Genomic DNA, 9,724 nt, shown 5'->3' with positions numbered 1-9,724 from the left:
CGGGGGGGGGTTTCCGCGGTGTCCGCGGCACCGATCCCGGGTTGCCGCTTGCCCGCGAGCAGCTGGATCGAATCCCCCGACCGGACGCCTGCGCGCGCGGCCGGTCCGTCGGCGACCACCGCCTCGACCCCCAGCAGCGTTTCGAACCCGAACACGCCGATCGCATTCGGCCTGGCCTCCGCACTATATTGGTTGAGCGCATGGATCGGCATGCCGATCTGCGGCTGAAGACGATCGCACAACGCCGCATTGGCGGAGGTCAGTCGGTATCCGATCGTCGCCAGCCGCAGATCCGCGGCGCGCAGTGCTTCGAAGAATGCCCTGGGCGGGGCCTCCGCGGGTGCTGCAGCCGGGGCGGCGGTGGTGCCGGCGAGGGAGACGGACGGCGGCGGAACCGCGGAGGCCGCACCTGCGCTTAGCAGGACTGCGGGCAGGAGACGCATGACGATCGACATGCAGCCCTGATAGACGGCTTTCAGCCGCACGCCATCCACCCTCGCGCAGGAGTCGACGAACCGCGCCGCGTTGCGACGGCGCGCCCGAGCCTCTATGTGCGGTGCCAACGGATATAGACTTTATGATTTCAAGATTCTTTCGGTCCAAGGCCCCGCGATCCGCGGGCCGGTCCTGCTCGATCCCTGAAGGCCGGCGCGTCTATGCGGTCGGCGACATCCATGGCTGTGCCGATCTGCTCGACGATCTGATCGCGCAGATCGACGCGGACGATGCGGCGCGCGGTGCGGCGGAGACGACGGTCATCTTCCTGGGCGATATCGTCGATCGGGGTCCGGGCTCGGCCGCGGTGATCGATCGGTTGATCGGCTATGCCGCGGCGCGCGCGACGTGCGCTTCCTGCAGGGCAATCACGAGGAGATCTTCCTCGGCGCGCTCGACGGCGAGCCCAAGGCGCTACGCCTCTTCTGCCGGATCGGCGGTCGCGAGACGGTGCTGAGCTATGGCATGGATGCGGCGGAATATGAGCGGCTCGATTACGAGGAGCTGGTGCAGCGTCTCGCGCAGCTCGTACCCGAGGCGCATCGCGCGTTCCTGGCGGGCTTCGAGGATCTGATCACGATCGGCGACTATGCGTTCGTGCATGCGGGCGTCCGTCCGGGAACGCCGCTCGCAGACCAGCGCGGTTCGGATCTGCGTTGGATTCGCGATCCTTTTCTCGATCATCGCAGCCCGCTCGACAAGATGATCGTCCATGGCCACACGGTGATCGAAGAGGTCCAGACGATGGCGCATCGTATCGGCATAGATACGGGCGCCTATGCGACCGGTCGGCTGACTGCGCTGGGAATCGAGGGCGATCGCACATGGACGTTGCAGACGGCACCCCGCCCCGGCTCGTCGGAAAATTCTCTCGAATCCTGAAAACTATGCCTTCTCGTCTTACTACAATAGGGTATACCCCCAGGGCGATCAGGGCATGTTGCCCGCTCGCAACAGTATGGAACTCTTCCGTACCGTTCCAGTTACCTCGGTTGCGCAAGGTCAGGTTTCGTGCCAAAGACCTACGCGACGAGCACAAAGGGAGTTCATCATGCGTCTTGGGAAGTATCTCCTGACCGCAGCAGCAGCCACGATGGCAGTTGCTCCGGCCATGGCAGCACCGGTTAATTCGGCAGCAAGCCTTTCGGTCTCGAAGTCGGCTCGCGCCGGTTCGGTTACCGCGAAGAAGAACAAGGTTGCAGGCGGCGGCGTTATCGTTGCAGTCCTCGCAGCAGCAGCCGTTGTCGGCGGCATCGTTATCGTTGCCGATAACGACGACGACAGCGACAGCAACTAAGCCTAGGCTCAGTTCTGGAAAATAGCGGTCTTCGGGCCGCTATTTTTTTGTCTGCCGCAGATGGGTCCGGGGCGGATGCGGCGAAACTCCAGCGCCCCTCCCCGTCTTGCACCGCTGCGCAAGCCACCGCGTGCCACCGGGATCGACGATAGATTGCGACGATCCGCGGGACTGAGGCCTGCACAGGAATTCCGGCGGTCGAGCATGATCCACCATGCCGCTCTAATGCCGGATGGTGTTTGACCCCTGACGCGGCGCACCCACCCTTGGCCAAGGCAGGCGGGCGCGAGATGACCCGAGGCGTCACCGGGCGCGTCGGCCGAACCCTGCATGATCCGCGTCACGCCGACATAACAAGGCCGCCCGCGACGATCAGTCACGGACGGCCCTGTATCATGGTGCCGAGTCCGGCGGGTCGGGCGGCGAACCGCCCGACGAGGCGATCAGCGCGGCTGCGGTACCGCGCCGCCGGCGCCCGGCGCACCCTGCTGCATCTGCATCTGCTGCTGCGCCTGCATCTGCTGGACGACGCTCTGCGGCAGGAAGTCGAGCAGTTCGACGTCGAACACGAGCGTCGAGTTGGCCGGGATCGGTCCGCTGGCCTTGTCGCCATAGCCGAGCGAAGGCTTCAGCCAGAAGCGGTACTTGCCGCCCTTTGGCATCAGCTTGAGCGCTTCGGAGAAGCCGGGAACCACACCCGTGACGGGCAGCGGCGTCGGCTGCTGCGACTTGTCGAAGGTGGTGCCGTTGAGGAGCTTGCCCTCGTAATTCACCAGCGCGACATCGGCATCGGTCGGCTTGGCGGCACCGGGCTTGCCCGGCGTCAGAATCTTGTACTGGAGGCCCGACGCGGTCGTGACGACGCCCTTGGCGCGCCCGTTGCGGGTCAGCGGATCGTCACCCTGGCGCGCAAGCGCGACGGCCCCAATCAGCGCGAGCGCGATGCCCAGCCACAGATAGATCAGATAGCTGCGCTTGGTCGGCTGCAGCGGAACGGCGGTGACGGTCGACATCGGACAAACCCCGGGTCATCTGGTCACGCCGGAGCGCCGCGCGTGCCGTAGAATTCGTAATCGGAGCCGCGGTGACGCGGCCCCCAAAACCCTGGCTACGCGTGCAGCCGAGGGTTCCTACTGCAGGCGAAGCTTAGCGTGCGCCGTCGCGCTCGGCGCGCTTGCGCTCGAGCTTGCGCGAACGACGGATCGCAGCCGCACGCTCACGAGCGCGCTTTTCCGACGGCTTCTCGTAGTGGCGGCGCAACTTCATCTCGCGATACACACCTTCACGCTGCAGCTTCTTCTTGAGCGCGCGAAGGGCCTGGTCGACGTTGTTGTCGCGGACGATGATTTGCATAAACCCGTTAAGCTCCGGTCGAATAGATACGAATGGATAGTGCCGTCGCGAACAAGTCCGCGCCGCATGAACGGGAGCCCCTAACAGCGTGTGCCCGCTGTTTCAAGCCAAACCCGCCCGGTCCGTGTCGGGGTTCACGTCGGGAGGCGGTTTGCGGGCCTGCCAAGCCAGCGCTAAGAGCCGCGCATGACCACGCATGCCCTGACCCTGTATAACAGCCTGACGCGCCGGCTCGAGCCGTTTGCGCCGATCGATCCCGCCAATGTCGGGCTCTATTCCTGCGGACCGACCGTCTACAACTATGCCCATATCGGCAATCTGCGTGCCTATGTCTTCACGGACACGCTGTCGCGGACGCTGACGTGGAAGGGCTTTGGGCTAACGCACATCGTCAACATCACCGATGTCGGCCACCTGACCTCGGATGCCGATGCGGGCGACGACAAGATGGAGGCCGCCGCGCGCGCCAGCGGGCAGGATATCTGGGCGATCGCAAGACATTACACCGAAGCCTTCAAACGCAACCTGATCGACCTCCACATCCGCACGCCGACGCGCTTCCCGCTCGCGACCGACCATATCGCGGAGATGATCGCCTTTGCCGAGGCCATCGCGCCGGAGCATTGCTACGTGCTCGAGGACGGCCTGTATTTCGATACCAGCACGGTCCCGGATTATGGCCGGCTCGCCCGGTCAAACGACGATGCCGGAGAGAGCCGGATCGATCCGGTCGCGGGCAAGCGCCACCCGCAGGATTTCGCGATCTGGCGGACATCGGCCCCGGGCGAGATGCGCCAGATGGAGTGGGACTCGCCCTGGGGACGCGGTGCGCCTGGCTGGCATCTCGAATGCTCGGTGATGAGCCAGAAATATCTGGGGCCGCGGTTCGACATCCACACCGGCGGCATCGACCACCGCGAGATCCACCACCCGAACGAGATTGCGCAGAATCAGGCGCGTTGCGGCTGCGCGGATACCGGCGCGAACCTGTGGATGCACAACAACTTCCTGGTCGAACGCTCGGGAAAGATGTCGAAATCCGGCGGGGAGTTCACGACGCTCCAGACGCTTATCGATCGCGGTTTCCACCCCCTCGCCTATCGGCTGATGTGCCTGCAGGCGCAGTATCGCAGCGAGCTGGAATTCTCCTGGGACAATCTGGCGGCGGCGGCGACGCGGCTGAAGCGGCTGGCACTCACCGTGCAGGCGTTGCGCGACCGGGCGGCCCCAGGCAATTCGGCGAGCGATCCCGCCAAACCCGCGACCGACGCCGTCCGCGCGCTGCTCGCCGCTACCGCGATCGACTCGACATCGCGGTCTGCGACGACCTTGCGACGCCGCGCGCCCTGCCGGTCCTCGACGAACTGCTCGCGGACAAGCGACTGTCGCCCGCCGACCGACTCGCCGCGCTGGCCGATTTCGATGCGGTGCTGGGACTCGATCTCGCAGCCCTGCGCCGCGAGGATCTGCGCGTCCGCCCGGCCTCGGCCACGCTCGACGCCGCAGCCGTCGACGAACGCCTTGCCGAGCGCCGCGCCGCGCGGGCCGCGAAGGACTTCCTTCGGTCGGACGCGATCCGCGACAACCTCGCCAGCGCCGGGGTCGAGGTGATGGACGGTGATCCGCTCGGCTGGGACTGGCGGATCAGCTGATTGGCGGCGGAGACGACTCCGCGCTTTGGCGTCGCACCCGAAGCGCGGTACAGAGGCGGGGATGAAAGCCGTCCTCCCCGCCGCCGCCCGTCCGCTGCTCGAACCGCATCTGCCATCCGATCTCGACGTCGAATGGTTTGCAACGCCGGGCGAGGCGAATGCGGCGATCGCCGATGCGGACATCGCCTGGGTCGACATGCAGCCGACTCACCTGGTGGCGGACGCGATTCGCGCCGCCGGGCCGCAGCTGAAATGGGTGTCGACCATCTATGCGGGACTCGACGCCTTCCCCCTTGCATGGCTGCACGACCGGGGCGTGATCCTGACCAACGGTGCGGGCATCAACGCGGTCGCGGTCGCCGAATATGCGGTGATGGGGATACTCGTCGCCGCCAAGCGCCTCGACACCGTCCTCCGCGCGCAGGCCGAACATGTCTGGCTGAAGGACGCGCCGGGCAAGATCGAGCTTGCCGACACGCGCGCGCTGGTCATTGGCTATGGCACGATCGGCGCGATGATCGGCGATCGGCTCGCGGCCTTTGGCGTCGACGTCACCGGCGTGACCCGGACCGGGCGCGACGCGACGCTCACGCCCGATGCCTGGCGCGACCGTCTCGGGGAGTTCGACTGGGTAGTGCTGGCCGCGCCCTCGACCGATGCGACCAAGACGCTGATCGGCAGCGGCGAGCTTGCCGCGATGAAGGACAGCGGCTGGCTGATCAACATCGCGCGCGGCGACATGATCGATGACGAGGCGTTGCTCGCCGCCTTGCGTTCGGGACAGATTGGCGGGGCGTTCCTCGATCCGACGCACCCCGAACCGTTGCCCGCTGATCACCCCTTATGGTCCGCGCCGAACACGATCCTGACGATGCATCTGTCAGGTCGCAGCCAGACCAGGATGTTCCAGCGCGGGGCGGCGCTGTTCCTCGACAATCTGCAGGCGTACCGCGCGGGGTCTGCGATGCGAAACGTCGCCGATCTCGGCGCGGGCTATTGAACGATAGCGTCGGTGGCAGGCACCGGCGGTCGCACGATCAGCTGCGCGCGGTGCCGTTGTTCGGGCTGTTATAGTCCTTGATCCCGCGACGGCGGCGCTTGTCGCGACGGCGGCGCTTCATCATCATGATCAGGACGGGCACGCCGATCGCGACACCGACGCCAACGATCGAAAATGCAATGATAATTCGCAAGGGAAGATCCATCATCGCCCTGTGCCAAACCTGCCCGACATTGAGAAGCGCTTTCTATACAATCTCGGGCAACCCCGCGACCGACCGGATCGCTGCGATCAGCCAAGCCCTGGGTTCGGTACTCGTCCGCCTGCAAGCTTTACTTGATTGCGCCAAAAGCCGATTCGGCGCATGGCCGCGCCTCGAATTCACCAATCGGACGAACAATTATGGCCGCGAACTGGGCCCCCGACAGCTGGACCACGCACGAAGCCCGCCAGCTCCCCTCGTATCCCGACGCTGGCGCGCTCGACGCCGCGACCGCACAGCTTGCGACGTTTCCGCCGCTCGTCTTCGCCGGCGAGGCGCGCAACCTGACCGCGAGTCTCGCCGAGGTTGCGGCAGGCAAGGCGTTCCTGCTCCAGGGCGGCGACTGCGCCGAGAGCTTTGCCGAGCACAGCGCGAACAACATCCGCGATACCTTCCGCGTCATCCTGCAGATGGCGGTCGTGCTGACCTTCGCGTCCAAGCTGCCGGTCGTGAAGCTCGGCCGCATGGCGGGCCAGTTCGCCAAGCCGCGCTCGGCCAATACCGAGACGATCGGCGGCGTCGAGCTGCCGAGCTATCGCGGCGACAACGTCAACGACATCGCCTTCACGGCCGAGTCGCGCGCGCCCGATCCGCAGCGGATGATCCGCGCCTATTCGCAGTCGGCGGCGACGCTCAACCTGCTCCGCGCCTTCGCGCAGGGCGGGTATGCCAACCTGCATCAGGTGCATCGCTGGACGCACGACTTCATGGGCCGCAGCCCCTGGTCGAAGAAATATGCCGAGACGGCGGACCGGATCGGCGAGGCGCTCGAGTTCATGGCGGCCTGCGGAATCGATCCGGAAACCGTGCCACAGCTCGCTCAAACCAATTTCTACACCAGCCACGAGGCGTTGCTGCTGCAATATGAGCAGGCGCTGACCCGGCAGGATTCGCTGACCGGCGACTGGTACGACACGAGCGCGCATTTCCTGTGGATCGGCGACCGGACGCGATTCGAGGGGTCGAGCCATGTCGAATATCTGCGCGGCATCGGCAATCCGATCGGCATCAAATGCGGTCCGAGCCTCGAGCCGGATGCGTTGCTGCGGATGCTCGACACGCTCAATCCCGCGCGCATTCCCGGCCGGATGACGCTGATCACGCGCTATGGCTATGATTCGATCGAGGCCGCGCTGCCCAAGCTTGTCCGTGCGGTGACCCGCGCGGGGCATCCCGTCGTCTGGTCGTGCGACCCGATGCACGGCAACGTCGTCAAGGCGGCCAATGGCTACAAGACACGCCCGTTCGAGCGCATCCTCGCCGAGGTCCGCGGCTTCTTCGCGGTGCACCGCGCCGAGGGCACGCATGCCGGCGGCATCCATATCGAGATGACCGGGCAGAACGTCACCGAATGCACCGGCGGCGCGGTCGACGTCACCGAGCAGAGCCTGGCGGACCGGTATCACACGCATTGCGATCCGCGCCTGAACGCCAGCCAAAGCCTTGAGATGGCGTTTCTTCTGGCCGAAATGCTCAACGCCGAAATGGCCGAGCGCAAGAAGGTCGCTGCCTGACGACGACGACCGCCAAGACGATCCGGCGGCAAAACGTGCACCTCGCGCGATTTTGCCGCCGCACCGCCTTGACGCCCGCGCCCCGCTTCCGTAGGAGCGCGGCTCGACTACACGGCCCCTTCGTCTAGCGGTTAGGACGACGCCCTCTCACGGCGTAAGCACGAGTTCGATTCTCGTAGGGGTCACCAAGTCTACCCATTCCGACATCGCTGGGACGTAGTACACCGCGGCATTCGTGTGTGCGGCAACCGTGTCGCTACGTGTTTCCCGACGGTGCAGCGACGGGCGAGCGGGCGCTACCCGGGGCCGTCCTCATTTTCGAGGGCGTGCACCCCGTGGAAGGATGCCAGCATGGCCGATGCCGCCCGCAACACCGATTCGCCAGATACCCTCCCCGCGCCGGCCACCGACTGGAGCGCGGATCTGACGACCCGGACCGGCTACGCGTTTCACGTCCGCCCGATCACGCCGGATGACGAGGCGGCGCTGGCTGACTTCTTCACGCATGTCGGCAAGGAGGATTTGCGCTTCCGGTTCCTCAGCGCGATCAACCATGTCGGGCACGAGCAGCTGCTCGCGCTGCTGCGAGTCGATCACGAGCATAGCGAGCATTTCCTTGCCTGCGAGATCGGCAGCGGCAAAATCCTCGCGACCGCGATGCTGGTCGGCGATGACGACGGGCTGCGCGCGGAGGTCGCGGTCGCGATCCGCAGCGATTTCAAGCGGCGCGGGATCAGCTGGGTCCTGCTCGATCACGTCGCGATGTTCGCGCGGGCCAAGGGCCTCCGCACGCTCGAATCGATCGAGAGCCGCGACAATCACCAGGCGATCGACATGGAGCGCGAGCGCGGCTGGACGGCCGCCCCCTGCCCTGGCGATCCCTCGGCGATGATCCTGCGACTGACGCTGGCATCGCCGCCCGCCTGACCCGTTCTGGTCACAGCGGCATGCGATCGGCCGGCGGTGGCCGGTGCGGCGGTTCTGGTCTATCATGCAGGCCGGCCCCGTACCGGCGACCATGATCTTGGCCGCCGGCGTATCGGACCCGACCGCCGGACAAGGCTCAGAGCCCGATGAACCGCACGCGCCCAGCCCGACCGGCCGCCCCACCCGCATGATCGCGCATCCGTCCGACATGGGCGACGCGGCTGCCGGACGTCCTGCCGTGCTGGCGGAGGAACTCGGCCTGCTGATCGACGCGGCGACGACCTATGCGATCTACATGCTCGACCCGCAGGGGCGGGTGACGATCTGGAACCGGGGCGCCGAGCGGATCAAGGGATGGACCGAGGCCGAGATCATCGGCCGCGATGCCGCGATCTTCTACCCGGCCGAAGACGTCGCGGCGGGCAAGCCGCGCGCCGATCTCGAGCGCGCGCATGCCGGTGGCCGGATCGAGGAGGAAAGCTGGCGGGTCCGCAAGGACGGATCGGAATTTCTCGCGAGCGTGACGATCACCGCGCTGCACGACGCGCGGGCGCGCTGCGCGGCTTTGGCAAGGTGATCCGTGACATCACCGACGAGAAGGCGGCGGAGGCCGCGATCCTGCGGCGCGAACATCATCTGCGCTCGATCCTGAACACCGTCCCCGATGCGATGATCGTAATGAACGAACACGGCGTCATCGTATCGTTCAGCGCCGCCGCCGCGCTCGTCTTCGGCTATGAAACGGACGAGGTGATCGGCCGCAACGTCGCGATGCTGATGCCGCCCGCGAATGCCGCTGCGCATGACGCGCATCTGCACACCTACCGGCGGACCGGGGTGCGGCATGTCATCGGCAATGTCCGGCTCGAACACGGGCTGCGCAAGAATGGCGAGGTCTTTCCGATCGAACTCGCGGTCGGCGAGGCGTCGATCGCGGGCGAGCGGATCTTCACCGGCTTCATCCGCGACATCAGCCAGCGCCAGGCGACCGAGCGCCGGCTGAAGGAGCTGCAGGCCGAGCTGGTCCACGTCTCGCGGGTCAGCGCGATGGGCACGATGGCATCGACGCTCGCGCATGAGATCAACCAGCCGCTGACCGCGATCGCCAATTATCTGGAGGCGACGCGGGACATGATCGGCGACGCGCCGTCGCCGCTGCTGGCGGAGATCGCCGAGGCGCTCGAGCTCGCGGCGGCGCAGTCGCTGCGCGCCGGCACGATCGGT

The 9,724-nt window shown here is 66.4% G+C and carries 11 protein-coding genes, 1 tRNA gene and 2 pseudogenes; 10 read left to right on the top strand and 4 right to left on the bottom strand.

Annotation, left to right across the window (positions count from 1 at the left end; genetic code table 11):
• Nucleotides 1-485 (bottom strand): annotated as a pseudogene (locus tag NI18_RS11500) (peptidase M48 family protein); the annotation flags it as partial.
• Nucleotides 486-577: 92 nt separating this feature from the next.
• Between NI18_RS11500 and NI18_RS28005 the strand changes: the two are divergent.
• From NI18_RS28005 to NI18_RS11490, 3 genes are all read left to right on the top strand, one after another.
• A complete protein-coding gene (locus NI18_RS28005) occupies nt 578-952 on the top strand; it encodes a metallophosphoesterase (RefSeq protein ID WP_347574847.1) in 375 nt (124 codons plus the stop codon).
• Nucleotides 844-1,377 (top strand): serine/threonine protein phosphatase, encoded by a 534-nt coding sequence (locus NI18_RS11495; protein WP_347574846.1) that lies wholly within the window; start codon nt 844-846, stop codon nt 1,375-1,377. The genes NI18_RS28005 and NI18_RS11495 overlap by 109 nt, the downstream gene beginning before the upstream one ends.
• Nucleotides 1,378-1,546: 169 nt before the next feature.
• Nucleotides 1,547-1,792 (top strand): hypothetical protein, encoded by a 246-nt coding sequence (locus NI18_RS11490; RefSeq protein WP_031394633.1) that lies wholly within the window; start codon nt 1,547-1,549, stop codon nt 1,790-1,792.
• 443 nt (nt 1,793-2,235) lie between these two features.
• Here the strand turns inward: NI18_RS11490 and NI18_RS11485 are convergent, their stop codons facing one another.
• Together NI18_RS11485 and rpsU are read right to left on the bottom strand one after the other, a co-directional pair.
• Nucleotides 2,236-2,805, bottom strand: a complete 570-nt coding sequence (locus tag NI18_RS11485) for an FKBP-type peptidyl-prolyl cis-trans isomerase (RefSeq protein ID WP_031394634.1) — start codon at nt 2,803-2,805, stop codon at nt 2,236-2,238.
• 133 nt (nt 2,806-2,938) lie between these two features.
• Nucleotides 2,939-3,145 carry a 30S ribosomal protein S21 gene (rpsU, locus tag NI18_RS11480; protein WP_031394635.1) on the bottom strand — a complete coding sequence of 69 codons (207 nt, stop codon included), beginning with the start codon at nt 3,143-3,145 and terminating at the stop codon, nt 2,939-2,941.
• A 186-nt stretch (nt 3,146-3,331) separates the two neighbouring features.
• On the opposite strand from rpsU, the pseudogene cysS reads away from it, so the two are divergent.
• Nucleotides 3,332-4,797 (top strand): annotated as a pseudogene (cysS, locus tag NI18_RS11475) (cysteine--tRNA ligase).
• A 61-nt stretch (nt 4,798-4,858) separates the two neighbouring features.
• The gene (locus NI18_RS11470) at nt 4,859-5,797 is read left to right on the top strand and encodes a D-2-hydroxyacid dehydrogenase (RefSeq protein ID WP_037529986.1); all 939 of its coding nucleotides are present in this window, start codon (nt 4,859-4,861) and stop codon (nt 5,795-5,797) included.
• A gap of 37 nt (nt 5,798-5,834) precedes the next feature.
• Here NI18_RS11470 and NI18_RS25060 read toward each other — a convergent pair whose 3' ends face one another.
• Entirely contained in the window at nt 5,835-5,990 is a 156-nt protein-coding gene (locus tag NI18_RS25060; RefSeq protein ID WP_162235368.1) for a hypothetical protein, read from the bottom strand.
• Nucleotides 5,991-6,199: 209 nt separating this feature from the next.
• Between NI18_RS25060 and NI18_RS11465 the strand changes: the two genes are divergently transcribed.
• From NI18_RS11465 to NI18_RS26995, 5 genes are all read left to right on the top strand, one after another.
• Nucleotides 6,200-7,573, top strand: a complete 1,374-nt coding sequence (locus NI18_RS11465) for a 3-deoxy-7-phosphoheptulonate synthase class II (RefSeq protein ID WP_031441317.1) — start codon at nt 6,200-6,202, stop codon at nt 7,571-7,573.
• Between the two features lie 113 nt (nt 7,574-7,686).
• Nucleotides 7,687-7,761, top strand: a tRNA-Glu gene (locus NI18_RS11460).
• Nucleotides 7,762-7,924: 163 nt separating this feature from the next.
• Nucleotides 7,925-8,500: a GNAT family N-acetyltransferase gene (locus NI18_RS11455; protein WP_084215166.1), complete on the top strand. Its 576-nt coding sequence runs from the start codon at nt 7,925-7,927 to the stop codon at nt 8,498-8,500.
• A gap of 91 nt (nt 8,501-8,591) precedes the next feature.
• Nucleotides 8,592-9,077, top strand: a complete 486-nt coding sequence (locus NI18_RS27000; protein ID WP_306286385.1) for a PAS domain-containing protein — start codon at nt 8,592-8,594, stop codon at nt 9,075-9,077.
• Nucleotides 9,074-9,724, top strand: a 651-nt coding sequence (locus NI18_RS26995; protein WP_306286384.1) for a PAS domain-containing sensor histidine kinase, incomplete at its 3' end; no start/stop codon positions are given. The genes NI18_RS27000 and NI18_RS26995, both read left to right, overlap by 4 nt.

This window comes from Sphingomonas sp. Ant20, assembly GCF_000783375.1.
In the GTDB taxonomy this organism is placed as follows: Bacteria; Pseudomonadota; Alphaproteobacteria; order Sphingomonadales; family Sphingomonadaceae; genus Sphingomonas; species Sphingomonas aerolata.
This window is presented reverse-complemented; position numbering and strand designations above follow the sequence as displayed.

What these genes read in the sequence shown, in the direction of transcription:
- NI18_RS28005 (WP_347574847.1), top strand. Translation starts at nt 578, where the DNA reads ATGATTTCAAGATTCTTTCGGTCCAAGGCCCCGCGATCCGCGGGCCGG.
- NI18_RS11490 (WP_031394633.1), top strand. Translation starts at nt 1,547, where the DNA reads ATGCGTCTTGGGAAGTATCTCCTGACCGCAGCAGCAGCCACGATGGCA.
- NI18_RS11485 (WP_031394634.1), bottom strand. Translation starts at nt 2,805, where the DNA reads ATGTCGACCGTCACCGCCGTTCCGCTGCAGCCGACCAAGCGCAGCTAT.
- rpsU (WP_031394635.1), bottom strand. Translation starts at nt 3,145, where the DNA reads ATGCAAATCATCGTCCGCGACAACAACGTCGACCAGGCCCTTCGCGCG.
- NI18_RS11470 (WP_037529986.1), top strand. Translation starts at nt 4,859, where the DNA reads ATGAAAGCCGTCCTCCCCGCCGCCGCCCGTCCGCTGCTCGAACCGCAT.
- NI18_RS11465 (WP_031441317.1), top strand. Translation starts at nt 6,200, where the DNA reads ATGGCCGCGAACTGGGCCCCCGACAGCTGGACCACGCACGAAGCCCGC.
- NI18_RS11455 (WP_084215166.1), top strand. Translation starts at nt 7,925, where the DNA reads ATGGCCGATGCCGCCCGCAACACCGATTCGCCAGATACCCTCCCCGCG.
- NI18_RS27000 (WP_306286385.1), top strand. Translation starts at nt 8,592, where the DNA reads ATGATCTTGGCCGCCGGCGTATCGGACCCGACCGCCGGACAAGGCTCA.